The sequence below is a fragment of the Microvenator marinus genome, assembly GCF_007993755.1.
GTDB lineage: Bacteria > Myxococcota_A > Bradymonadia > Bradymonadales > Bradymonadaceae > Allomicrovenator > Allomicrovenator marinus.
The window spans coordinates 1,518,115-1,541,428 of sequence record NZ_CP042467.1 but is presented as its reverse complement, the minus strand read 5'-3'; the positions used below and the strand labels follow the sequence as shown (position 1 = coordinate 1,541,428).

Below are 23,314 nucleotides of genomic sequence, written 5' to 3'. Positions count from 1 at the left end.
TTTAGAAACGAGGTTGCGGAAATCCTGAGAGAGGCTTTGCGTAATGGAAGCCCTGATGAAGCGAGCAGCCTAGCTCTGATACCTTTTGCTTTTCGTCTTCGGTCTCGATTCCTTCCGCAATGATCTCGACCTCCATCTGGTTCATAGTCTGAATCATGCCGCCCACGAGTTGTTGGCGTTTCGCGTCTTTGTGGATATCTCGAATCAGCTCCATATCGAGCTTCACAAAATTCGGCTCGAGGGCAGCCAAGGCTACCAGACCTGCATAACCAGCTCCGAGGTCATCTAGCGCGAACTGATAGCCAAGCGCTCTTAGCTTCAAGAGCACTGGGCGAATCAGGTGCATTTCGGGCAGAGGTTTGCGCTCGGTGATTTCAAACACGATTCGACCTGCGTAGGGGTGAAGCGGATTTGAATGGTGGACCAACATCGGGTCGGTCAGGTCGAGAGGGTGAAGATTCACAAAAAAGAGGGGGTCCTTTGGGGGGGACCCGGCAAGTATGCTTGAGACCTTTTCACGGATGACTCGGCCTACTTCATGGAGTCTCTCGAGACGCTCCGCGACATCGAAAAGCGCACCAGGATTGGTGATTTGCTCGTCGTTGATTCGTGCCAGGAATTCGTAGGCAAACACGGATTTTGTGTCGGCCTTTACGATGGGTTGAGCCACCATATGGATGGACTTCATGGCCCTTTCTAGGGCTGACTCAAGCGTGCCACGGTCGCCTGCAACCTTATCGTCGCGGCCGATCGTCTGCATGGCTTCCCGTTTCAATTTCGCGAGCCGATGAAAGCGCACCGCCTGCTCTACAGTCGAACGAAAGAGTAGGGCGTCTAACGGCTTTGTCAGATACCTGAATGCCCCGTACTCCACGGCATCGACGGCTGTTTCATACGTTGGTGCGCCTGTGATGAGAATAACGGGTACGTCGGGCTTCTTCTCACGCAGAGCCTTGAGCAGCTGTAGCCCGGACATTCCTGGCATGTTGATATCGCTCACGATCACGTCAAAAGGCCACGCCGAGAGCGCCTCAAGGGCGGCCTGGCCGTCTTGAACTTTCACCACGCGATATCTGAGTTTCGCGAGTGCAGCCTCATAGGTTTGCAAGATCAAAGAGTCATCGTCGACCAAGAGTACATTTGGGGTCTCGGTAGGATTCATTCTTTCTTTCCTTCGATTGCATCGATGGTGGTCTCTAGTAGCTCTTGAAAGTGAAACGGTTTTTGGATTTCTGCAATTACCCCAATTTCACTTAGTCCGTTTGTCCGTTGTACACCCCCGCTGATTGCGATCAAGGGGACTTCTGGACAAATTGCTCGGATGGCTTTCATTGCATCGGGTCCAGACATCACTGGCATGGATATATCTGAAATCACTGCTTTTATGGTTTCTTTGTGCCTGGCGAAAAGTGCGACTGCTTCGGCACCATTAGACGCCGTGATGACTTTGAAGCCGTGCCGCTCGAGGGTGGATGCGGCAATTTCGACAATCGCGGGTTCATCATCGACGAAAAGAATGGTGGCCCCTTTTCCGTGGATCGCTCTTGGGCGCTCGATGATCGGTGTATCAGCCCCCGACTCGACATCGTCCTCGGCGATTGGCAGGTAGACGCGGAATATTGTTCCACGGTTGGAGCTATCAAAATTGATAAAGCCGCCATGGCTTCGAACAATGGCGAGCGCCGTGGATAGGCCCAGTCCCGTTCCGGAACCCATTTCTTTGGTTGTCACAAACGGCTCGAAAATCTGTGCCTTGAGATTTTCCGGGATGCCGTGCCCGGTGTCCGAAATTTCGACTACGACAAAGAATCCGGGGTGTGCTCCATCTACCATACGTGCATAAGCATTATCGATCTCTTTCTGATAGGTCCTAACACCGAGTCGACCGCCGCCAACCATCGCGTCTCGCGCATTTACGAGCAGATTTAGAAGGACTTGTTGGAGTTGGGTCGCATCTCCCAAGACGCGCGGCAATTCTTTGAGTTCAAACTCGGCCGAGATTGAGCGTGGGAAGGTATCTCGAACGATCTGGCGCAAGTCCTGGAGTAGGCGCTCCACGTTGATCGGAAGCTTTTGGCCCTCGACCCCACGCGCAAAATACAGAACCTGCTTGATGATTTCAGCACCACGCTTGGCGCTTGTCTTGATGTTCTCACCGAGGGTGCGTGCGAAAGGGTCTTCAGAATCCGTGGCAAGCAAGTCGGCCGACATTAGAATGGGTGTGAGGAGATTGTTGAGGTCATGTGCCATACCGCTCGCGATATTTCCGATGCTCTCAAGACGTTGGGCTCGCATGAATTGGCCTTGAAGCCTCTTCCACTCTGAAACATCCGTGTGGATAAGAAGGAATCCTTCGTTTTCACCGTCTCCGTATCGATTCCAGCGCGCCGTCACCCAGAGCTGGTTTCCGTTTGCATCGATCTGCTCAAACTCGCCAGTCCATGTACCATCGGAGTTCAGCTTCTTCGACGCCGTTTTGAAGATCTCGTCATCAACCCGAAGGACCTCTTGTAGGAGGCGCCCTCGAGCCTCATGTGTGGTGATGCCGTAGAGTCTCTCAGCCGCCTGATTCCAAAACCGGACACGATTCTTGAGATCCATTTCGATGATGGCGTCGGTGGTGTGGTTGAGCAGTGCTGCCTGTCTAGAAAGGCGTGCGGCAATATCGCGTTCCTCGGTGATATCCTGGGCAAGGCCGATATAGAGCAGCGGCGTCCCTTCTGCGTCTTTGGTGACGCTACTCTTGGCTCGAAAAGCACGCTCTTTTCCGTTCTTCTGAATCACACGAATGACGGTCTCGTCAAGCTCCTGCGAGGGGTCCTCCAAGATGCTTGCGATGATGTGTCGGTCAGCAGGATGCACCATCTTTAGAAGAGCTTGATCGTCGCTTGCAAACTCCTCCAACGAATACCCAATCTGCAGGAACGAACGTGCAAACGTTGGGTTCATGTAGATGACCTCGAACGTTTTGGCATCTCGCACCCAAATCGCGATATCGAGCTCGTTGGTCAGCGTTTGAAAGAGATTTTCACTCCTTTTGAGTGCCTGGGTCTGAATCTCGTGAGCTGAACGGTCCTCAAAACACAAGACAATGCGTCCTGCTTCCAAGTCCTGACGCTTAAGCTTGAAATAGTGGGGTGGGGATGCGCACATCGCCTCGTCTTGATCACTGACGCACTCGAGCAATGATTTCAAAGTCGAATCATCGATCCCATCCACAAAAAGGGCGTGTCCGGCGGCATTTAGTGAGAGAACGCGAGGACCTTCGAGATCCACCAACGCCAGTGGCACGGGATTCTTATCGAAAACCATTTGGAGGATATCGCGGTCGAGTTCATTCATCGAGCGCCTCCTGCAGGGTTTGAAGTAGTTCTTCCGTCGCGAAGGGTTTTGTCAGGAAGTGTCTGATACCCGACGCACTGGCTTTGGCTCTCTTGCCATTAGCGGAAAGCCCACTAAGCGCTACGACTTTGATATCTGGGTTGAGGTGTCTCGCGGCGGCAATCAGCGCCAACCCGTCCATCACGGGCATATGTAAGTCAGTTAAGATTAGGGCGACTGTGTCTAGTTTTTCTGCAAAGATCGAAACCGCCTCGGCGCCATGTGCGGCCCTAAGAGTCTTGTAATTGAACGCCTCAAGGGCGTCACAAACGATATTTCGAATCGCACTATCATCGTCGACCACAAGGATGGTCTCGCCACCCCCATGTAAGATGTCCGGGGTCGATGTAATGTCTACATCTGACGGCCTATCGTTGGCCAAAGGTAGGTAAATGTGGAACGTAGTGCCTCGGCCTTTTTCGGAATACAAGTTGATGAAACCGCCGTGTTTTTTGACGATCGTCAACGCCATTGGCAGGCCAAGGCCAGTGCCCTTTCCAACGGGTTTTGTAGTGTAGAACGGCTCAAAAAGGTGTTCTCGCTCTTCGGGCGAGATTCCGTACCCGGTGTCGGAAATCGAGATGCGGGCGTACTCGCCGCTGACCGCCTGGCTCAAGGTTGAGGCCATATGGTGGTCGAGCCGAACATTACGAAGCTCAACTTTTATCGTTCCGCCTTCAGACATCGCGTCGGCAGCGTTGACGCACATATTCATCAAGACTTGGCCAATCTGGGTCCTATCGCCGACCACCCACGCATCCGCGCTATTAAGGTCGGATTCCAATCGAATGGCCTTGGGTAGCGTATCAGACGCAAGGCCGACAAAGTCTTGAGTCAAGAGTTGGAGGTCGAGAAGTTTCATTTCGACCTCTTCCCCTCTGGCGTACCCAAGGAGTTGACGAATGATATCGCGACCTCGGAGCGTGGTACCTTCCAGAGTGTTGAGCAGCTTGAGTTTGGAATCCGAATCTTCTTCGCGCTTGAGGGTGCCTAGTCCGACGAGTAACGGAGAAAGCACGTTGTTGAGGTCGTGCGCAATACCGGCTGCCAGTCGTCCCACGGACTCAAGTCTTTGGGCACGAATGTATTGTGATTCCAGAAGCTTCGTTTGCGTGGAATCGCTTTCGAAGGCGACAATCTTCTTTGCATGTTCTTGGATGAGTAAGGACCAGCGCGCTGTGATGACCTTTGGCACCCCGTTGATCAAGACGTGGAATTCACCTTCCCATGACCCTTTTTCGAGGGTCGCACGTACGGCTTCTGTGAAGATCATGGGATCAAAATTCACAAAGTTTGAAAGGTGTTTTCCGACGATATCGGATTGTTGGACGCCATAGATTTGCGAAGCGGCTTGATTCCAAAGATGAACGATGCCAGCGAGATCTCGAACGGAGATGGCGCTCGATGCCTGTTCGATGAGTTGAGCTTGTTCCTGCAGGCGAAGCATTTGGTCGCGCTTTTCGGAGACGTCGATCACGCCGCCCACCATCCTCACAGGGGAGCCCTCAGCGTTGAGCACGACCCGTCCGGTTTCTTTGACGAAGGCCCAGGTATCGTTCTGTCTCTTTAGGCGGTACTCCTCTTGCCATACCCGGTCCTTGGTAAAAATGGCATGACTTAGACTCTTGGTAACGCGTTCAATATCGTCGGGATGAACGCGTTGTTGCCAGAGTTCAATGGTGGACATATCGCCGAAGGATTGATCGAGATCCTCGCTCCACCAGATGGTGTTCTCTTCCAAATCCCACTCAAAGATCATGTCCTGCGAGGCGAGCGAAATCAGACGGAATCGCTCCTCGGAGATGCGTATTCTCTCGTTGAATTCGAGCTCCGACGTAATATCGTTGAAGCCCCCGTAGACGTGCATCTCACCCGTGACCGAGTTGATTTTCGAAATCGCGCGTGCTCGTACAGATGCCCACTTTCCATCGACTCGTTTATAGCGAAAGGTAAGCGTACATTCGGAATTTTCGCGCTCCCCGATTGAGAGGAGCACGGCTTTGACGTGTGGTAGATCTTCCACATGAACGAGCGAAAACCAGTCTTCAATGGTGCGCGGTTGCCCGTACTCGGCATCTTCCGCCGGCCACCAAATCTTGTTTTGTTCGATGTTCCAGTCCCAAAACGCATCGTTGGTCAGGTTTGAGATGGTTCGCAACCGTTGCTCGCGTTCTCTAAGCTTTCGAGTCTGTGAGATAACTGCATCTTCGGCCGATTTTTGCTCGGTGATATCCCGACCCGAGAGAAAGAGCACTTGCTCGTCGCTCATCGGGTGGCAAGACCAGGAAATCCAGCGCCAGAGTCCGTGCACCGTGCGCATCCGTGCCTCGAAAGCAATCAAGGTGTCATTGGTCAGGACACCTTCGAATTCTTCGGCCACGTCTTCGATATCATCCGGATGCACAAGATCTCGGAAACACATCGTTCGAAGCGATTTACCCGTGTAACCAAGCAGAAACTCAAGCGTGGGGTTTACCCGAATGAAGCGCTCGGTGCTATCGAGCACAGCGAGGCAGTCAGGCGTGAATCGGAAGATCCGATCCATATGGAGCCGAGCAAAACGCCGTTGGAAGATGATCTCTAAGGACTCACGGGCATCAGTCAGGACCCGAGTCCAGAGCGTCCAATCGTTGTTTGTTCGACCAAACGCCAAGATACACTTTTGATAGTCATCAAGGTGTAGTCTGATCAGCACTAGTGCTTTGAATCCGTACTTACCCTGAAGAAGCGTGACCGGCAGGTCCTCCATCGATGCGACCGTTTGGCTCATCGTTTCAGCGAGCTCAGTGTCGCTCGCCCAGAGCGCTGAGCTCCCGACGCCTTGGGGGCCCGACAACCAAACGCCGCCAAAATCCCAATCAAGTTGATCGTGGATCGCCTTTACCCCGGCCTCTAGAATCTCCCGGGGAGTCTCAGCGGGTTGAACACCCGTTGCCACCACTTCCATGAGCTCTTGCTTCATGGACTGCCGATGCGTCTCAGTGAAGATCGTGTAGTAGGCTGCAATCCCTTGGGGACTTGGGAATACACGTCCCTCTACCCATTCGCCTTCGTTTTCCATGAAGTACTTAAGGACGCGACTTTGTCCGTCTTTCATCGCGTCTCGATAGATTTGTTCGAGGTTCGTCCCGGCGACCTCGGGGTGTGTTTCCCAGGGCCTCTTTCCCATCATCTCTCGGCGCGATAGACGAGCGAGTCTCTCCCCGGCCGCATTTACCCAGACGAAGCGGAAGTCTTCGTCGAGTGCATAAAAGGCGTCCTGGATACGCTCAAGGACATCACTTGCGTGATCGATCGGTGTGAGTTGAGGAAGCTCGGACGTTTCCATCGCAAGCTGGAAAAGTCGGTCCACTGAAACCGCGATCTGTGGTGCGTTTTCAGGACTTACATCCAACGCGAGGATATCCCAGACCGGATTCTTGAGTATCTGAAAACCCACACAGCCTTCGGGGTCTACAAGCCGAGGGGAGATTTTTAGGCGTTGGTCCTCAACCGAAACACTCTCAGCCTCGTGTCGCTCAAAAACGCCGTCTTTCCAAATGACTACGTCAAATCCTCGGGGTGAACGGCGTGCAAAAAGTACCCACGAAGCTGAAGTCGTAGCGTTCAGCAACTCGGCGATACCCCGTTCAAAGAGTAGAGTTGTTATACCCATACTAAATTCTTGATCCTTTTTACGCGCACTTCGTTCATACTACACGAAACGACCCAAGAGGAGAGTCATGAAACGATTTTCGCTGATAATCTGCGCGGTTTTTGCGCTATCGTGTTCTCAGCAGCGCGAGGACGAGGGAATCCCGGCCAATTTTGCTGCTCCAACCCAAGCCGAAGAATCTAAGGCCGAGTCCGAGGAGGCCGATGCTGTGGACGAGGAAGTGTCGGCTGAACCTGCACCCGCCCAAGCACCCGCGGCTGAACCAGTCCCGGTCGAGGATTCCGCGAGAGAGCGCTCATCTGAGGCTCCAAAAACTGCACCCAAACGCTCAGCGCGTCCATCCGCTGCTCCCTCGGGTTGCCCCGATCAAACGTGTTTTGAGAAGTGCAAACCTTTTGGCTCGGCCCAACAATCCGAGTGTGCACAGGCGTATTCGAGGGGGTGTTTTTCGCCTGAGAGGGACCCGTTGAATTGCGGCGAGTTTGGCGTTGGAGAAGCGCAAAAAGGCGGCGCCCCGGCCGATGAAAACGTGGGCGAGATGCCTGTTCCACGGCTCGATTAATCGGCTCGGGACCCGACCCTTTGGCGAATCTCCAAAAGGTATTTGATGTCGGGATGAGCATCATCCGGGAGAGCGTCACCCTCTAGAAAACTCATTGCCGCCCTGGCAATTTTCTTCGTCGATTCGTCTAATGACTCTTCTAGGAGGGCTTCGAATTTTTCTCGCGCGAGCAACCCATCCTCCACAACGGTGAGCAGGGCGTCGTTTAGCCTAGAAATCGCTTTTTCGTGGGCGTTCAGGTCTTTTGAGAGGAAGAGCACTGCGTCGACTTTTTCGCGTGATTCCGAGTACTTTCCGAGTCGCCGAAGCGTTACCGCAACGGCGTGCTCCGCCAAGAACTCCCCGTACCGATCGTGAATCGTTCTGGAGATGTTTGCGCTCTTTTCGAGCTCCTGCATAGCCGTCTCGAACTTGCCGAGCGCCCCTAATGCGTGGCCCGAGTAAGCTAGCGCCTGTGCCTCGCGTTTTCGACTTCCGCTCTTGAAGAAGTGCTCTGCGGCAGCAGAAAACGATTCCACGGCCGAATCAATTTCACCGAGGCGATACTTGATAAAGCCCATTCCCAGAAGCACTTTGCCCATCTCTAGTGGAAGCTCTTGGGCAGTATAGACTTCGAGTGCACGAGCAAAATATCTCAGTCCTTCTCTCGGCTCGTCGAGGCTGAGGTCCGACCCAAGTGCCTTGAGCGCCTCGGCATAAGGTAACTCGAGTCCTCTGGGCTCGGCTTCGCAGCTTTCGATCACGTCCTTCAAGAGCTGGCGCCCCTCTTTTTTGGACTCTTGGAGCCTAAGGCTAGCGATCAGTCGTTTCTGCAACAAGAGGTGGAACTGGTAGTGATCCTTGTGGGCTCGGCTCAGGAGCGCGGCTCGGTCTTCGAGCAGTTTCCGGACTGGCTTTTGGTCCTGAATCTCGAGGGCGATGGCGTAGTAGAAGGGCAGCAGCGCATCGTCAACACGTCCCGCTGATTCAAAGTGTCGAGCGATTCTGAGATGGTAGTTTGCCGGGCTATCGGGTGTAGCGAGTTCACGCAACACCCCCGCTGCAGCTTCCTGGATCTCTGACCAGCGCCCCTGCACGCGCGCCCTTGCCCGGATGCACTCAACGATCTCGCGATGGGAAAAATACCACGACTTCTCGTCACCTTGAGCAAGGCCTGAGTCCAAGAGCATCTCGACCAGCTTTGGACTGAAAGGTATGTGGAGGCGCGCGCATACAGCACGAATCTCCTGATTTGACGGGGCAATTCCCAAGACTCCCGCGATCTCCAGACAAATCTGAGCAGTCTGAGCCTCTTCTTTGAGTCTACGAAGCACGCGATCCAATCGAATCACGAAGAGTTCTGGCGCACTCTTTGGCAATATGACGTCGGTTCTCAGCGCGAGCGAATCGTCAAGAACGCTCAAGGCGCCGCGCTCTACAAGGTTTGCGAGCGCTTGGCGCGCGAACTCCTGATCGTCGCCACAAATCGCAGAGAGCTCGTCAACAAGCGCGTCGTTCAAAGGGAGCATCGCCGATATCTGAGCGCGCGAAAGCTCGGGATCATGAGCCTGAATTAGAACTTTGTGTGTTCCGGGAGGCGCCTCATCCCAGGCACATGTGAGCACTAGGATCGGTGCGTCGAGCGCGCTGACTTCCGAGATGAGCTCTGGCAGTTCGTCATCAAACTGAACGCCACGCACAAGCAAGATGATCGGACGGGCCTCGGCCAATTCTGCGAGGATTCGGCTGGCCGCCTTTAACTTCTCGGCACGACCGGGCAACGCATCGTGTTGTGAATAGAGTCTGCCGAGGATCTCCATCCCGAGAAGCTCCCCGCCGGCTCCAAATTTGCGGGCTCGGTTCAAGAGCGTCTCGTCCCCGATATCCCAAGTGCGAAAGATATCATTTGCGAGTCCAACGATGCCTTCGTGCGGGGCGCGACTGGGTGTGGCGCGAATCTCAAAAACCCTTGCAGCGCCAAGCTCCGCGGCATAAACACTGACCCATTTGCTCAGGCGCCAAGCGCTGTCTTCGGAGACCGACTCCAAATTGACCACTCTTGGACGCCCCGAGTTGCTTGTTCGAACGAACTCAGTCCAGAGCTCGTCTCGGGCTCGGTCAACTCCAACAACCGGGACCTCTCGGAGTGCAAAGAGGCCTAAGCCGGCGAGCTCAAGGCCGGCTCTTCCAGGCTTGGGGCCGGTCCATTCACTTGGCGGGAAATGCCGCCGGATGGGGCGTTTGGCTGGCGTCTCCCGAACGTCTGGGACTTCTCCCTTCCCTGTCTTTTGAGTTACCTCACCCATGGGTTCGGTATGCGAATAGACCCAGTCCTGTGTACTTAATGTGGCGACGGTATCGAGAGGCACAAAGTCCGAAGAATCATTGATGGGGCCCTGAACCGAGGGTAGATCGAGTAGTTCAGCGAGCACATCAGCGGCGTGCTCGTAGCGCGTTCCAGGGAGTTTACTCAAAAGTCCCTGGGTGAGTTCCCAAAATCCTTCTGGAACCGGGATTAACTCGTTGGCCGGCTCCACCGCTTCGTGAAGATGTTTGAAAGCAAGTTGCGAGAGGGAGCCGCTGAAGGGGGGGTTGCCGCAAACCAGCTCCACCATCATACAACCGAACGCGTAGAGATCGGTCCAGGGCCCGAGGTCTCGCCAGTCGCCAAAGAACTGCTCGGGTGCCATGTAGAGTGGGGTGCCAGCGCTCGAGTAGCCATCCGACTTATGGCGGTCACCAAAAGCGTGAGCGATTCCGAAATCAGCGAGCTTTAGGACGAGTTCGTTTCCGACTCGTTTGTAGAGGATGTTCTCAGGTTTGAGATCGCGATGAATCACGCCGCGAGCATGGGCGTAGGATAGCGCACTCAACGTGGCGCCAAGCACCGAGCGAACGTGCTCAAAGGACTTGAGTGGTAAGATATCCCGTAGCGTTCCGTCCATCCGTTCCATGGATAGAAATGGCTGCGGGTCCTGTCCGTAGTCGTAGAGTTGGACGATATGATGGTGCTGAAGGCTTGCGTGCGCGCGGGCTTCGTTGAATAGCTCCGTGCTCGCTTCTTTGAGGACCTTAAGGGCAACTCTAAGACCGGTTTGCTCCTGCTTCGCAAGCCAAACCTCGGCCATACCGCCAGAGCCAAGTCTGCGTTCGACTTCAAAGGGACCGATTTTCTGACCTGAACGCAATTCTTAAGCCTCGCAATGATTTCCGAGTGTATCAGACTCATCAGCCCTCGTTGACATGAAACACCAAAACTCCCTATGAATGCCCGGCCCTTTGAAGGTGTTGATTTGATTCGAAGTCTTAAAGAACTCGGCTTTGACCCCGATTATGAACGTGAGCTTGAAGCAGGTCACTACTTTGCTCGTGTGACCGCGGATTACGGCATCCAATTTGAGGTCGTGCTTCCTGAGCACGAACCTCTACGGGCCCTTGTCCCTGGTAAGGATAGAGACTCCGCTCCTGTGGTGGGAGATTGGGTCATCGTGCAAGATCAGGGAGATCCTGTTTGGGTGATTCAAGAGGTTTTGCCCCGAAAGGGCGCGTTGGCCAGACAAGCGGCGGGTAAGAAGACGCACCAACAGGTGATTGGATCGAACCTCGATACCGTGTTCGTCGTGACCTCGATGAATCAAGAGTTCAATACAAGACGGCTCGAGCGCTACGTCACCGCGATTTGGAACGCTGGAGCTGAGCCGGTCATCCTCTTGAACAAGGCTGATGTGGCTGAAGAGGTTGAGGCGTTTGTCGAAGAGGCGAAAGGGGTAGCTTCAGGTGCGACCGTACTCGCGATCAGTGCGCTAGACCAAACACAGACCACAGACGTCTTGAAGCCATGGCTTGAAGTCGGGAAAACCATCGCATTTGTGGGGAGTTCTGGAGTAGGGAAGTCCACCGTTATCAACGCTCTGATGGGCGACCAAGTTCAAAAAACCGCCGAGATTCGGGAGGATGACGATGAGGGAAGGCATACGACAACTCATCGTCAGATCTTCTTCCTCGACGGCGGAGCCATGCTTCTCGACACGCCGGGCATGAGAGAGTTTCAGCTCTGGGCTGATGATGAGAGTCTAGAAGACGCGTTTGGTGACGTAGAGGAAGTCTCGCATTTGTGCCGATTCTCCGACTGTGGGCATGATTCTGAACCCGACTGTGCTGTACGAGCTGCGGTCGAAAATGGAAAGATCTCCCAAGAGAGACTCGACGGCTGGAAAAAGCTCAAGGCCGAGCTCGCCTACCACGAATCGCGGGTAAATGAGGCGGCGAGCATTAGTCGGCGAAAAGACCAGAAAAAGCAGGGGGCCATGTATAAAAAGGTCCAAAGTACGAATCGTAAAAATAAAGGCAAATAGAGGTGGATATGAGTGAAATCGGGAGAAAGCGACAAAGCGAAATCTACGTTCAAGGTGTTAGCGGTGCGCGTCCAAAGGTGCCCATTTCAATGGCAAGGCTCGAGGCACAAGCTTCTCAGATTATGAGCCCAGAGGCGTTCGCGTATATCGCCGGTGGTGCCGGACTTGAGAGCACGATGGACAATAATCTGCGTGCTTTTGAAGCGGATCGTATCGTGCCGCGTATGCTTGTGGACGTATCGGAGCGCGACACGTCCGTTGAGCTTTTTGGTAGGCGTTTGGAGAGTCCGTTTCTCCTCGCTCCGATTGGTGTTCAAGAGATGGCCCACCCAGATGCAGACCTCGCGACGGCGCGTGCTGCAGCTGCCACAGGTGTACCCATGATCTTCTCTAATCAAGCGTCGGTTTCGATGGAGAAGTGCGCCGCTGAGATGGGCGATTCACCGCGCTGGTTCCAGCTCTACTGGTCTAAATCTAATGACCTCGTGGCTAGCTTGGTCTCCCGCGCCGAAGCGTGCGGTTGCGAGGCTATCGTTGTGACGCTGGACACGACGCTTCTAGGCTGGCGAATCCGCGACTTGGACCTCGCCTATTTGCCATTCCTGAGAGGGAAAGGGATTGCACAGTACACCTCAGACCCAGTGTTTCAAAAGTTGTTGGCCGAGACTCCAGCGAACTCCGAGGTCGATCAAGACCGCAAGATTACACTCGATACCGTTAAGGCTATCGCCCAATTGATGACCACGTATCCTGATGACCTCTTGAGTAACGTTCGTTCCGGAAAGCCGCTTGCAGCCGTCAGGCAGTTTATCAATATCTACTCGCGGCCATCGCTTACTTGGGAAGATTTGCCGTTTCTAAGAGAGCACACCAAACTTCCTATTATTCTCAAAGGCATTCAGCACCCAGATGACGCAAAACGGGCCAAAGACGAAGGTGTGGACGGTATTATCGTGTCGAACCACGGCGGCCGGCAGGTCGACGGTGCGGTCGCGTCCTACGAAGCCTTGAAATCTTGTGTGGCAGCGACTGGGCCGGACTATCCAGTGCTCTTTGATAGCGGCATCCGAAGTGGCGCAGACGCGTTTAAGGCAATTGCCCATGGTGCGAGAGCCGTTTGCCTTGGTCGCCCCTATATCTGGGGATTGGCGTTGGCAGGTGAAGAAGGAGTCAAAGAGGTCATCACGAATTTCAAAGCTGACTTCGATTTGACCATGGGGCTCGCCGGTTGCCGAAGCATCGCCGAGATCGACGCTAATGCGGTACGGTCTGTGTAGTAATTGGGGAAATGCGGTACGAAACGTTCAGTATCGCAAAAGACGCTATTCCACCAAAATCCAAAGAAAGTCGATGCCTTGAGCCTCTTGGATGTTTTCGGTCGTATGGTTCAAGGACATACTCAGGGAAACTTGTGGCTCTCCTTGACAGCATACGCGCGACCGTCGCTCGCTGACTCGAATCACGTTGCCGGAGTTCGCTGTGTATTGCTCACGAACGCTGGTGGCTTGGCCGTTTTCGTCCGTGAGCTCGCCGTCCATAAGTCCCTCCACCAATATGCGTGGCCCTTCCGCGTCGGAATACTCCAAAATATTGATGGTCTCTTGGCCCACCTGAAGAGGAGACTCCAAGTCGTCTACGAGACATGAGCCGGCCAGGTTGGATATCGAGACGTCATGTTCGGCGATCGTACGGATCACCACATCGGCGCAGGTATTGCCATCCGCTTCGACCAGTGTGGCCTCGTCTTGGGCGAATTCTTTGTCGAGATCGAGCTCGTTTTCGGTGGCAGTACAATAGGGAGAACAGGATTCTCCTTGCAGATCCTCAAGATACCCCGTGAGCTTTGCGTCGTCCGTGTTGATCTGCTCGCGCTTGATTTCTTTCTTGTTGGTGCTTCCGCAAGCAACCAGCATGGAAATAAGAAGCAGGATTGTAATTTTCATGAGATCCTCTGATGATATGCGTGGGCACATTATCCAAATCTACAGGTATCGACCAGCCTCTTTGAGGCCCGAGGGTGTGCGATCGAATTTAGCTCATGTACGAACACGATGACGATTTCTTTGAAATGTCTCTCGACTGCATTTGTGTTGCAGGGAGAGATGGATATTTCAAACGACTGAACCAGTCCTGGGTGCGGACCCTTGGTTGGACAAAGGAGGAGTTGCTCGCGAGACCTATTCTTGACTTCGTGCTTCCCGAGGATCACCACACTGTGCTCAATGCCCGAGCCGCTATGTTCGAAAGAGGGAGTCACTCGCTCTTGCGCAATCGGTACCGAACAAAGGACGGCGGGTTTCGTTGGTTTGAGTGGCGCTCCGTCTATGATTTTGGAAAGGAATTGGTTTACGCCGTTGCGCGTGACGTCACCGACCAGATGGAAGCTGAGCTTGCGCTCGAGGCATCTCGACAAGAACAGGAGAAGATGAAGACGCAGCTCATCTTCGCCGACCGCATGTCCAGCGTGGGTACACTCGCCGCTGGAGTAGCCCACGAGATCAACAATCCGCTCACGTTCATTGTTGGAAATCTCTCACTGGTCCAAGAACTCTACCCCAAGGACGAATCCCTTCAGAAGATGATCGGCGAGTCCTTGAAGGGCGCTGAGCGGATTCGGAAGATTGTTCTGAGTCTGAATACGTTGTCGAGGTCGGAGAACGAGGAAACCCATGTGGTTGCCCTCCTGCCTATTGTGCAGACCTCGATGGATATGACCCAAAATGAGATCCGTCATAGCGCTCATCTTCAGACCCAATTTGAGCGAGTACCCAACGTCAATGGTGACTCAGCGCGGCTTGGCCAGGTGCTTATCAATCTGCTCATCAATGCCGCTCAGGCGATGGAGGATCAGGCCTATGACGATAGCGTCATCACCGTTTCTACCTACACCAACGATGCGGGTGAGGCGGTAGTAGAGATCAAGGACACAGGCCCGGGTATCTCTGAGGAGAATAGGCTGAAAGTCTTCGAGCCCTTCTTCACAACCAAACCAGTAGGAGTTGGGACGGGTTTGGGGCTCTCAATCTGTCACTCGATCATCGCTGGTTTTGGTGGCCGAATCGAACTTAGTTCCTCGTCTAAGGGGTGTGTTTTCCAGGTCATTTTGCCAGCGAGCGACCGGGAGATAACGCTTCAGTCGCCAACCGTTGTGAAGGCGTCTGAGAGCTCGGCACGCATCCTCGTGGTTGATGATGAGCCTGTAATTGGCATGGTAATCTCGCAGGCTCTTCGGGAACACAAGGTTGTGACTAAGACAAGCGCCATCGAAGCCCTTGAGGCCTTGGACTCCGCTGAGTTTGATTTGATCTTGACGGACCTGATGATGCCGGGAATGACGGGAATGGACTTTTTTGAGCGCCTTGAAAGGGCCGGAGACTCACGCGCACATACGGTGGTCTTCATGACTGGTGGCGCATTCACGACGCGCGCACAGGAGTTTCTCGAAGCCCATCCCCGCCGATGCATCGAGAAGCCTTTCACCCCGGACGAGCTTCGAGCATTCATCCAGCGTTGGATGGGCCTTATCCACAAAGCCTAGTTTTCTTCGGGCACCACGACGACTTTTACGACTCGATGCTGGAGGACCTCTCGGTACTCCTCAGGGACTTGAAAACGTCCATTCTTGTCGATGATGCCTTCAAAGACATAAGTCTCGGGAGCTGGGAAGTCAGATGTGGGTTGCGCCGCCCTCAATAGGGCCTTCGGAACCGCACGCTCCTGCGTTTTTGCTTCCAACATGGGCTGGATGGAGCTTGTAGTGGTCAAATGGCTCTGGCGAGCCTTTGGGACGGTGCTGGTCAAGGAACTTGCGATTGCATCAACGCTGAGCTCTACAGTCCTTGAAAAATCGAGCGAATCGCGAATGGTCTCGCGCAGGGCAGAAACATCCATGGTCTCGTCTTCGATGAACTCATCTTCATCGAGAACATTCATGGTGATGGGGTCATCTTCCTCGCTCATAAAAATCTCTCAAGGGCTCAAAGCCCATTGACGCTCCAGCGGCTCGGGTCCTTCGACACCGCCGAGGAGTCTGAAGAGCTCATCAGCCCAGAATTGATGGCCTTCCACGTTGAGGTGAAGTGGATCTACCAGGAAAGTGTCCAGATTCTCTTCCGCAGTGGCGCCAAGCATATCCAAGAGCAAGATGTCTTCGTTGGCCATTCTCTTTCGAACGTCACTCAGAGTACTATCGAGAAATCGAACTGCCAATTCCTTGTTCTGTGGTGGAATGAAGGCCTCCCACTCGGTGCTGCGTGCGTAGTTTGGATACACAAGCCACACGATGTCGGCATCCGGGTTTTGGGCTCGAACCTCAGCAATCGTGAGCTTTAGATTTGCCTCAATCTCGTCGATGAGCGCAGGCAATTCTCCGATCTTAGCCGCCACATTATTGGGGTCTATCTCGAAAGCAAAGTCTTGTAGGTCGTTTCCACCGAGCGAGAACACAATCAAATCAGCCTCGCCCAAATTCGGGCTCAAACGATTCTCAAAATGAACCGCCCCAGGAATCCACTCGACGGAAGTTGAGCCGCTCACGGCCACGTTCTCAAGTGTCACTTCACCAAACCGTTGGAACTTGTCGCGAAGAATATTTGGGAAGTATGGCGTTGGACCAAACACAGGGATCGAGTCACCAAAGACCAAGATGTCGAAGGTTCCGTCTTCTAAGGCTTCGGGAGTAAACCGAGCCAGATTTCGAGACGTAATCTCATTTTCCGTCTCAATCCAAACCATATAAGGGTGCTGAAGCTCCTCAGAGACTCGAAAGCTTCCGTCCTCGCATGAATCCTCCACGAACACCTGATCCTGAGTCATAATCCTCACGGTCGTCGGCTCGCCGGGACCGCGTTGCTCTTCGGCGGAATGTGCGTATTCCGAGTCCGCTAGGTCACCGGAGTCAACGTAATTAGACCCAATAAAACTGGCTTCTTCGTCTGAATCGCAGGGTAGAAGGGCCCGAGCCTCTTCGGGGATGGTTTGCGAATTGGTTGCATTGTTGGTGGTGCTGACTTGCTCATTGGGCGACGAGCTATCGTCACCGCACGCGCTGAGGAGAAGCAGCGAGCCACAAAGTCCGGTGAGTGTACTTCTAAACAACAAACTCATGAGTTGCTCCACTTCTTCAAGAGGCCTTCAGCATGGGCGCGCGCGCCAGGAGTGTCCACGTCTTGCCATTCGTGATGCCCGATGTCCCAAAAATACATGTGTTTTGCGGCATTGAGGCGTCTGACGGCATCCGATGTTGAGCAATCACCTCGGTCGGCAAGCTCGCTCTCAAGTGCGCCCGTGAACTCTGGTCCGCACCAGAAAAGCCCCGCATCTACCCAGTTGAACTCGTCGAGCTCCTTGCCAATCGCCAGCATGCCTGAGTCTTGGGACTCAAGATGAACCTTGGTCGCGTCCGGCATGTCGTAAATCGTCTCGAGCTTAGAGTCCACGGCGAGCACGCCAGCCGCGTGGTCGAGTTCGTGGGTGTTGTTGTGCAGGGTTTCGAAGAGAGTCGGCTCAAAGAGGTGATCACTCATGAGGAGCCAGAACGCATCCGCGCCAAACTCTCGAATCTTTCTTGCGCCGCACAGAACCGAAATGCCGTTGGACTTGCGGTACTCAGGATTGAACGTCGTGGTGATCTCGATGGGGGACTTCCAGGCTGAAAGCCTCTCCTCAAGTTCGGTGTTCGCGTGTCCGGTGACGATGGTTAGCCGTTCAACTCCAAGGCGACTCAATCCGTCGAGATGGTGGTCGAGGAGGGCAACACCTCCAACCTTGGCCAACAATTTATGGCCTTCTTCAGCGCTGAGCCTGCTACCCATCCCAGCAGCCAAAATCAGTGCATCTTTGGTGTTTGACGCGATCACAACTTCTCCTGAGTTTTCTACGTCGCTGAACTATCACTTATTTGTGTTTGGTTCCAGAGAATGTAGGACGTCAATATCCAAGCCTGGCGTCGTGTTTGAAGAACGAGATTTGTTTTTGTGCGGCGATTAGTCCAAGATCCATATTGTAGAATGAATTGGAATGATTAAGCCATGGATAGTGGACACACAAAAGTCGCGGAACTGCCAGCCGAAGTTGACGGAATTCTTCCGGTATCAGCCAAGAAGAAAAGTGCGCTGATTCGCGTGTTATTGCTCGTGTTCGTGGTAGGGGCTATGTACGCGGTTGCCGCTTATTTTGGGTGGCTCGAGCATATCACCAAAGACAACGTGCGCGCATGGATGACCCAGGCTGGCTGGACCGGTATCGGTCTCTATGTTCTGGCTTTTGTCGTTGGAAATATCTTGCACCTTCCGAGCAACGTCTTCTTAGCGGCGGCGGTTCTCTCGTATGGTTTTGGACAGGGTTGGGCGATCGGCTACTCCACAAATGTACTCAGCGTGTGCATCAGCTTTGTTTTTGTCAGGACTTTGGGAGGAAGGGCACTTGATGCCGTGGAGAAACCCTGGGTCAAGCGCGCGCTCTTGCATCTCGACACTAAGCCCATTCGAACGATTGCGCTCCTTCGTACGATGATGGCGGGTGCTCCCTGGTTGAACTATTTGCTCTCGATGTCTAACGTTCGCATGCGGGACTACGCGATTGGGTCAGCAATTGGACTAGCGCCTCATCTTTTGGTCCTCTGCTTGCTCGTTGATTGGTTCATTGACGTGCTTTGATTCCCATTGATTCAGGAAAACTATGGCCTGGCCTACAACGCTCATTTCGATCAAAAAGTCTGAGATTTTGGATTTGGGGTCCACCCCGAGTGACTACCTCGAGGGCGTTGGGTGGCCCGACGGAATTTGGGTGATGGTTCGCGTGTTAGAGGGCCAGCTAACGCTCGAGACTTCGGCCGGACAAGAGGCTTTGACTCGAGCTGTGCCGGGTTTTGTAGAGCCGGGAGACCGAGCTAAGGTCAGCGGACTTTCGGATAACGTTCGATATTTTCTCGAATTCTTTGCCGAGCCCTCGGCTAAGATCGAAGACTTCTGACGAGCTCGTCAAAACCCAAAACACATCAACACGAATCGGAGAAACATGAAGTATTTGCATTCCATGGTGAGAGTAAAGGACTTGGAAGAATCCCTAGCGTTCTACTGCGGACTCTTGGGAATGAGAGAGACCCGCCGGCATGAAAGTGAGGCCGGTCGATTCACCCTCACTTTCCTTGCTGCGCCCGACGACGACGAGGCTTTCTTAGAGCTCACCTACAACTGGGACCCTGAGGACTACGGCAGCGCGCGGAACTTCGGTCACCTGGCTTTCGAAGTCGACGATATCTATGCAATGTGTGCTCGCCTTCAGGATGCGGGCGTGACGATCAATCGCCCACCTCGTGATGGCCGGATGGCGTTTGTGCGCTCCCCTGATTTGGTATCTATCGAGTTATTGCAGAAGGGCGGGGCGTTGGCCCCAAAAGAACCATGGGCTTCAATGGCCAACACGGGAACTTGGTGAACTGCCGAGGTCTATTCTCTTTCTGAGCCACGCTTCGAGCGCTTTTCGGCTGATTCGTGCGTTTCCACCAAGATAGTCAAACACTCGCAGCTCCCCGTACTCGATGGCGTCCTGAACTTCGACCTCTTTGACGCCAGCGCAAGACGCGACCTCAGCTACGGTGAAGTAGAGCTTTAAAATTGGGGTGCTGTTCACGCATGTCAGCATAGATTCCTCTTCATTCGTCGCCGCTTATACGGCGCGCAGACCCTATCAAAATTTTGACGCATTTCAAGAGTAAACCTACATGTGGGTTCATGTGGGGACATGGCCTCACTTGCGCGCTCAATCGGGCTTGGCTACACTCCGCTAGTTAGTGAACACTTACTTATTTCGAGTATCAAAATCGAGGAGTTGTCGATGAGCGAGAGAAATTGGCCCCAATTCACCGAAGAGCATGACATGTTCCGCAAGGCTGTGCGCGACTATGCCCAAAAAGAGCTCCTGCCACATGCCGAGAAGTGGGAAGAGGCGCGTTATTTTCCTGACGAAGTTTTTAGGGAAATGGGCAAGCTAGGGTTCCTCGGCGCGCGTTATCCTGAGGAATGGGGCGGTGCAGGGGGCGATATCTGGCACACAGCGTGCCTCGCCGAAGAACTCCCTCATTGTGGAATGGCTGGACTCACCATGGCGATGCTCGTTCAGGCCGATATGGCCACGCCAATCATCGGTGAGATTGGGACCAAAGAACAAATCGAAGAGTTCCTGATGCCTGCGATTTCGGGAGAGAAAATCGCGGCTCTGGGTGTGTCCGAGCCGGATGCAGGAAGCGACGTGGCCGGCATCAAAACCAGCGCAAAATGGGATGGGGACGACCTCATCATCAACGGGCAAAAAACCTGGATCACCAACGGAACACGCGCAGACTTCATCACGCTGGCTGTTCGTACCGACATGGATAACCGGTACGGGGGCATCACTCTCGTGCTCTTCCCCACGGACACACCTGGGTTTGCGGTCGGAAAGAAGCTCGAAAAGATCGGAAACCATTGCTCGGACACTGCGGAGCTCTATTTCGAAAACTGCCGCATCCCGAAGCGCTACATCCTCGGAGAGGAGGGAGCCGGGTTCTACTACATCATGCAGAACTTCCAGGGCGAGAGATTGGTGGGCGCGCTATCAGGCGTCTCTGGCGCGCAGATTGTCTTGGATAAGACAAAGGCTTACCTCTCGGAGCGTCAGGCCTTTGGGCGCCCTCTGGTGGGCTTTCAGGCGCTCAGGCACCGTATTGTGCAACACGAGAGCGACCTCGAGGCCGCGCGCTGTTTGACCTATCACGCGGCGGATTTGTTCAATCGCAAAATCAACTCCCAGCGTGAAATCTCGATGGCAAAACTCCTCGCCGGGCAAATAGGCATGCGGGTGATCGACGATTGCCTCCAGATGCACGGAGGTATGGGCTATGTGGAAGAAGGTCCCGTGGCTCGTGCTTGGCGAGATGCGCGGCTCCTTCAGATTGGCGGTGGAGCCAATGAGATCATGAAGGAAATCATCACCAAGGCCATTGGTCTTGGCTAGCGGGCCATCAGTGAGCTAGCCGGCTCAACACTTCACGCGTCAAAGCCTCGTAGTGTTTGGCGCCGCGTGACGCCCCATCAAACTCATAAATGGGCTTGCCTTCAAGCTGGGCTCTCGCAAGGGCGGTGTTGATGCCGATTTGCGTGTCAAACACGTGTTCGCCCCATGCCTCCTTGATCTGGTCGAGGATGGCTTCGTTCATGGTGACGTTTCGCGAATCAACTCGCGTAAGGACGATGCCGAGAAGGTTGATGGAGTGATTCAGCCGCGAGTTCACGGTCTGTATCGTGCCAAGCAGTTCATCTGCACCTTGAACGGCAAGAGGACTCAGGTCGGTTGGCACCACGATATGGTCCGCGGCCAACATGGCGTTCAGCGTGAGATTCCCCTTATTTGGCGGGCAATCGACGACGATATAATCGTAGTGGGTTCGTGTGATTCGAATCGCGTCTCGAAGTAGGAACTCCTTTCCAATCTTCTGGCTAATCCGGCCTTCTGCCTCACCAAGGTTGGCGTCGGGTAAGGTGATATCAAGCCGGCGAATCCCAGAGGGTACCGCAACGTCGAGCAATTCGCGCTCATCATCATCGAGGATGACGTCACTGATACGGTCTGGATTCTTATGGGTCGGAAGGGAAGAAGCGAGGCTCAGCGAACAATGCCCCTGCGCGTCCAAATCCACGAGAAGCACTCTCGCTTCGGCAAAGCGCGCAAGCCCACATGCAAGGTTGACCGACGTGGTGGTTTTGCCGACGCCGCCCTTAACGGTGGCTACCGCAATCACCTTCGCCGTCTTGGTGCCGGGTGTATACCGGGCCTGGGTTTTGACGAGTTTCCGAATTCCGGACGAGATCAAGTTCTTCATGGCCTTCCCTGGCAAAAATTTAAGGATGCGAGAGAGTTGACGCACCCCAGGCGATCATGCACTTGTGACGATCGAAGTTCAAGTCCATCTTGTATGCTCTGGTTTTAAGGACGTGAAAATGGGAATAGCACTTATTACAGGCGCCTCATCGGGCATTGGGCGAGATATTGCCGAGCTCTTTGCTCGCGATTCACACGACGTGATTCTAGTGGCTCGGCGACGAGAAAAGCTCGAGGAAATCGCCGACGAGTTGCGTCAGAAGTTCCAAATTCAGGCGCACGTCTTCGAGTGTGACCTCAGTGTGCCAGGCGCGCCGGGTGAGCTAGTCGAATCTATCGAGTCCGCTGGACTACGGGTCGACTTCTTGGTGAATAACGCCGGATTTGGCACCCTCGGAAAGTTTTGGGAGCTCGACACGCAAAAAGAGCTCGACCAAATCCAAGTCAACGTCAGCGCATTGGTCCACCTCACAAGCTTATTACTGCCAGGCATGGTTCAGAGGGATTTCGGCAAAGTGCTGAACATTGCCAGCACCGCAGCTTTTCAGGCAGGGCCCTTCATGGCCACGTACTACGCGACCAAGGCCTTTGTGGTCTCGTTCTCTGAGGCTCTCGACCACGAGTTGGATGGGACCCGGGTTAGCGTAACTGCCCACTGCCCAGGGGCGACCGCGACCGAGTTCTCAAGCGTTTCAGGCAATGAAGAAGCGCGACTCTTCAAGATGCAAACACCCGCCAAATCAGAAAATGTGGCTCTCGATGCGTACCAAGCCATGATGGAAGGAAAGAGGGTCAAAATTCACGGGCTGAAGAACGCGTTTGGTGCGGTGATGGCTCAGATTGGGCCACGCAAGGTCGCGACAGCCCTTGCGGCGAAGATGAACGAACGACCGTAAATCACTCAAACATGTTGGACATCGCAAAGAACGCCATTCTCTCATTGCTCTCGCGAAGCCGGTGAGAAAGGGTGGATACGAAAGACCAGAGAACCTCGACACCGACCTTTGGGTTGCGCTGAAGGAGTTCTAGAAAGTCGGTTCTCGTGAGTTTTGCGACTTCTGTCCTCTCCTGGCAAATCGCACTCGCGCTGCGCGGTGACTCGTCTCCAACCAACGCCATTTCGCCGAAATAGGAGCCTTCCTTGAGAAACGCGAGGGCTTCTTCCCCGACGCCGTGGATGTTTTTGGAAATCCTCACTTCGCCGTCCAGAATCATGAAGAGCGCGTCTCCCATGTCACCTTCGCGGAAGATCACGCTACCAGGATTGAACTCCACGATATTGGTTAAGGGCATGATTTCTATGAGCGCTTCTTCGGACAAACCCTTAAAAAGGTCGATCTCTCGAAGCATTGAGATATCGAGGAAGTTCCAAGACATATGGGGCTCCGTTGTGCTTGCGCAGGCTCTCTCCGCGAATGCGCTTCGCGGCTTACATCATTCTTGAGATTCCCGGGCATTGCGAGCATCTTAGCTTGGAGTTAAGTACCGACCAACCTTGAAAATACTAAGCTCATCCTAGCATTA

The 23,314-nt window shown here is 54.0% G+C and carries 20 protein-coding genes; 9 read left to right on the top strand and 11 right to left on the bottom strand.

The annotated features are described in order from the left end of the window. Position 1 precedes the first annotated feature (1 nt). From FRD01_RS06560 to FRD01_RS06550, 3 genes are read right to left on the bottom strand one after another with little or no spacing between them, the layout of a single operon-like run. Entirely contained in the window at positions 2-1,162 is a 1,161-nt protein-coding gene (locus tag FRD01_RS06560; RefSeq protein WP_146958593.1) for an EAL domain-containing protein, read from the bottom strand. Then, positions 1,159-3,342, bottom strand: coding sequence for a PAS domain-containing hybrid sensor histidine kinase/response regulator (locus FRD01_RS06555; protein ID WP_146958592.1), 2,184 nt, complete (start codon positions 3,340-3,342; stop codon positions 1,159-1,161). The genes FRD01_RS06560 and FRD01_RS06555 overlap by 4 nt, the downstream gene beginning before the upstream one ends. Beyond that, positions 3,335-7,036, bottom strand: a complete 3,702-nt coding sequence (locus FRD01_RS06550) for a PAS domain S-box protein (protein ID WP_146958591.1) — start codon at positions 7,034-7,036, stop codon at positions 3,335-3,337. The genes FRD01_RS06555 and FRD01_RS06550 overlap by 8 nt, the downstream gene beginning before the upstream one ends. A 67-nt stretch (positions 7,037-7,103) precedes the next feature. On the opposite strand from FRD01_RS06550, the gene FRD01_RS06545 reads away from it, so the two are divergent. After that, entirely contained in the window at positions 7,104-7,598 is a 495-nt protein-coding gene (locus tag FRD01_RS06545) for a hypothetical protein (protein ID WP_146958590.1), read from the top strand. Here FRD01_RS06545 and FRD01_RS06540 read toward each other — a convergent pair. Then, positions 7,595-10,765 (bottom strand): serine/threonine-protein kinase, encoded by a 3,171-nt coding sequence (locus FRD01_RS06540; RefSeq protein ID WP_146958589.1) that lies wholly within the window; start codon positions 10,763-10,765, stop codon positions 7,595-7,597. The two genes, FRD01_RS06545 and FRD01_RS06540, sit on opposite strands and share 4 nt — an antisense overlap. Positions 10,766-10,870: 105 nt before the next feature. On the opposite strand from FRD01_RS06540, the gene rsgA reads away from it, so the two are divergent. After that, a complete protein-coding gene (rsgA, locus tag FRD01_RS06535; RefSeq protein WP_249756064.1) occupies positions 10,871-11,932 on the top strand; it encodes a ribosome small subunit-dependent GTPase A in 1,062 nt (353 codons plus the stop codon). A gap of 8 nt (positions 11,933-11,940) precedes the next feature. After that, entirely contained in the window at positions 11,941-13,209 is a 1,269-nt protein-coding gene (locus FRD01_RS06530) for a lactate 2-monooxygenase (RefSeq protein ID WP_146958587.1), read from the top strand. A 45-nt stretch (positions 13,210-13,254) separates the two neighbouring features. Here the strand turns inward: FRD01_RS06530 and FRD01_RS06525 are convergent, their stop codons facing one another. Then, positions 13,255-13,875, bottom strand: a complete 621-nt coding sequence (locus tag FRD01_RS06525; protein WP_146958586.1) for a hypothetical protein — start codon at positions 13,873-13,875, stop codon at positions 13,255-13,257. A 95-nt stretch (positions 13,876-13,970) separates the two neighbouring features. Between FRD01_RS06525 and FRD01_RS06520 the strand changes: the two genes are divergently transcribed. Beyond that, positions 13,971-15,470, top strand: a complete 1,500-nt coding sequence (locus FRD01_RS06520; RefSeq protein WP_146958585.1) for a hybrid sensor histidine kinase/response regulator — start codon at positions 13,971-13,973, stop codon at positions 15,468-15,470. On the opposite strand, the gene FRD01_RS06515 is transcribed toward FRD01_RS06520, so the two are convergent. Genes FRD01_RS06515 through FRD01_RS06505 form a run of 3 tightly spaced genes read right to left on the bottom strand, consistent with a single transcriptional unit; the run spans position 15,467 to position 17,790 of the window. After that, entirely contained in the window at positions 15,467-15,892 is a 426-nt protein-coding gene (locus FRD01_RS06515) for a hypothetical protein (RefSeq protein WP_146958584.1), read from the bottom strand. The two genes, FRD01_RS06520 and FRD01_RS06515, sit on opposite strands and share 4 nt — an antisense overlap. Positions 15,893-15,901: 9 nt before the next feature. Then, complete coding sequence (locus FRD01_RS06510) at positions 15,902-17,038, bottom strand: SGNH/GDSL hydrolase family protein (RefSeq protein WP_146958583.1); 1,137 nt, start codon at positions 17,036-17,038, stop codon at positions 15,902-15,904. Continuing rightward, positions 17,035-17,790, bottom strand: coding sequence for a phosphocholine cytidylyltransferase family protein (locus FRD01_RS06505; RefSeq protein WP_146958582.1), 756 nt, complete (start codon positions 17,788-17,790; stop codon positions 17,035-17,037). The genes FRD01_RS06510 and FRD01_RS06505 overlap by 4 nt, the downstream gene beginning before the upstream one ends. 171 nt (positions 17,791-17,961) lie before the next feature. Between FRD01_RS06505 and FRD01_RS06500 the strand changes: the two genes are divergently transcribed. Genes FRD01_RS06500 through FRD01_RS06490 form a run of 3 tightly spaced genes read left to right on the top strand, consistent with a single transcriptional unit; the run spans position 17,962 to position 19,369 of the window. After that, a complete protein-coding gene (locus tag FRD01_RS06500; protein ID WP_146958581.1) occupies positions 17,962-18,588 on the top strand; it encodes a TVP38/TMEM64 family protein in 627 nt (208 codons plus the stop codon). Between the two features lie 22 nt (positions 18,589-18,610). Then, positions 18,611-18,904, top strand: coding sequence for a class I SAM-dependent methyltransferase (locus FRD01_RS06495; protein ID WP_146958580.1), 294 nt, complete (start codon positions 18,611-18,613; stop codon positions 18,902-18,904). A gap of 45 nt (positions 18,905-18,949) precedes the next feature. After that, complete coding sequence (locus tag FRD01_RS06490; protein WP_146958579.1) at positions 18,950-19,369, top strand: VOC family protein; 420 nt, start codon at positions 18,950-18,952, stop codon at positions 19,367-19,369. On the opposite strand, the gene FRD01_RS06485 is transcribed toward FRD01_RS06490, so the two are convergent. After that, complete coding sequence (locus FRD01_RS06485) at positions 19,343-19,576, bottom strand: helix-turn-helix domain-containing protein (protein ID WP_146958578.1); 234 nt, start codon at positions 19,574-19,576, stop codon at positions 19,343-19,345. The two genes, FRD01_RS06490 and FRD01_RS06485, sit on opposite strands and share 27 nt — an antisense overlap. Positions 19,577-19,768: 192 nt before the next feature. Here FRD01_RS06485 and FRD01_RS06480 point away from each other — a divergent pair, with 192 nt between their 5' ends. Next, on the top strand, positions 19,769-20,926 hold the full coding sequence (locus FRD01_RS06480) for an acyl-CoA dehydrogenase family protein (protein WP_146958577.1): 1,158 nt from the start codon (positions 19,769-19,771) through the stop codon (positions 20,924-20,926). Between the two features lie 7 nt (positions 20,927-20,933). Here FRD01_RS06480 and FRD01_RS06475 read toward each other — a convergent pair whose 3' ends face one another. Then, a complete protein-coding gene (locus tag FRD01_RS06475; RefSeq protein WP_146958576.1) occupies positions 20,934-21,791 on the bottom strand; it encodes a ParA family protein in 858 nt (285 codons plus the stop codon). Between the two features lie 118 nt (positions 21,792-21,909). Here FRD01_RS06475 and FRD01_RS06470 point away from each other — a divergent pair, with 118 nt between their 5' ends. Next, positions 21,910-22,686 carry an SDR family NAD(P)-dependent oxidoreductase gene (locus FRD01_RS06470; protein ID WP_249756063.1) on the top strand — a complete coding sequence of 259 codons (777 nt, stop codon included), beginning with the start codon at positions 21,910-21,912 and terminating at the stop codon, positions 22,684-22,686. Position 22,687: 1 nt separating this feature from the next. Here the strand turns inward: FRD01_RS06470 and FRD01_RS06465 are convergent, their stop codons facing one another. Further along, positions 22,688-23,167, bottom strand: coding sequence for a Crp/Fnr family transcriptional regulator (locus FRD01_RS06465; RefSeq protein ID WP_146958574.1), 480 nt, complete (start codon positions 23,165-23,167; stop codon positions 22,688-22,690). Between the last annotated feature and the right edge of the window lie 147 nt (positions 23,168-23,314).

Excerpts from the sequence above, each read along its gene's own strand:
- FRD01_RS06545 (WP_146958590.1), top strand. The coding sequence starts at position 7,104 with ATGAAACGATTTTCGCTGATAATCTGCGCGGTTTTTGCGCTATCGTGT.
- FRD01_RS06560 (WP_146958593.1), bottom strand. The coding sequence starts at position 1,162 with ATGAATCCTACCGAGACCCCAAATGTACTCTTGGTCGACGATGACTCT.
- FRD01_RS06510 (WP_146958583.1), bottom strand. The coding sequence starts at position 17,038 with ATGAGTTTGTTGTTTAGAAGTACACTCACCGGACTTTGTGGCTCGCTG.
- FRD01_RS06495 (WP_146958580.1), top strand. The coding sequence starts at position 18,611 with ATGGCCTGGCCTACAACGCTCATTTCGATCAAAAAGTCTGAGATTTTG.
- FRD01_RS06550 (WP_146958591.1), bottom strand. The coding sequence starts at position 7,036 with ATGGGTATAACAACTCTACTCTTTGAACGGGGTATCGCCGAGTTGCTG.
- FRD01_RS06555 (WP_146958592.1), bottom strand. The coding sequence starts at position 3,342 with ATGAATGAACTCGACCGCGATATCCTCCAAATGGTTTTCGATAAGAAT.
- FRD01_RS06475 (WP_146958576.1), bottom strand. The coding sequence starts at position 21,791 with ATGAAGAACTTGATCTCGTCCGGAATTCGGAAACTCGTCAAAACCCAG.
- FRD01_RS06530 (WP_146958587.1), top strand. The coding sequence starts at position 11,941 with ATGAGTGAAATCGGGAGAAAGCGACAAAGCGAAATCTACGTTCAAGGT.
- FRD01_RS06470 (WP_249756063.1), top strand. The coding sequence starts at position 21,910 with ATGGGAATAGCACTTATTACAGGCGCCTCATCGGGCATTGGGCGAGAT.
- FRD01_RS06525 (WP_146958586.1), bottom strand. The coding sequence starts at position 13,875 with ATGAAAATTACAATCCTGCTTCTTATTTCCATGCTGGTTGCTTGCGGA.
- FRD01_RS06465 (WP_146958574.1), bottom strand. The coding sequence starts at position 23,167 with ATGTCTTGGAACTTCCTCGATATCTCAATGCTTCGAGAGATCGACCTT.
- FRD01_RS06515 (WP_146958584.1), bottom strand. The coding sequence starts at position 15,892 with ATGAGCGAGGAAGATGACCCCATCACCATGAATGTTCTCGATGAAGAT.
- FRD01_RS06500 (WP_146958581.1), top strand. The coding sequence starts at position 17,962 with ATGGATAGTGGACACACAAAAGTCGCGGAACTGCCAGCCGAAGTTGAC.
- FRD01_RS06485 (WP_146958578.1), bottom strand. The coding sequence starts at position 19,576 with ATGCTGACATGCGTGAACAGCACCCCAATTTTAAAGCTCTACTTCACC.
- FRD01_RS06520 (WP_146958585.1), top strand. The coding sequence starts at position 13,971 with ATGTACGAACACGATGACGATTTCTTTGAAATGTCTCTCGACTGCATT.
- FRD01_RS06490 (WP_146958579.1), top strand. The coding sequence starts at position 18,950 with ATGAAGTATTTGCATTCCATGGTGAGAGTAAAGGACTTGGAAGAATCC.
- FRD01_RS06480 (WP_146958577.1), top strand. The coding sequence starts at position 19,769 with ATGAGCGAGAGAAATTGGCCCCAATTCACCGAAGAGCATGACATGTTC.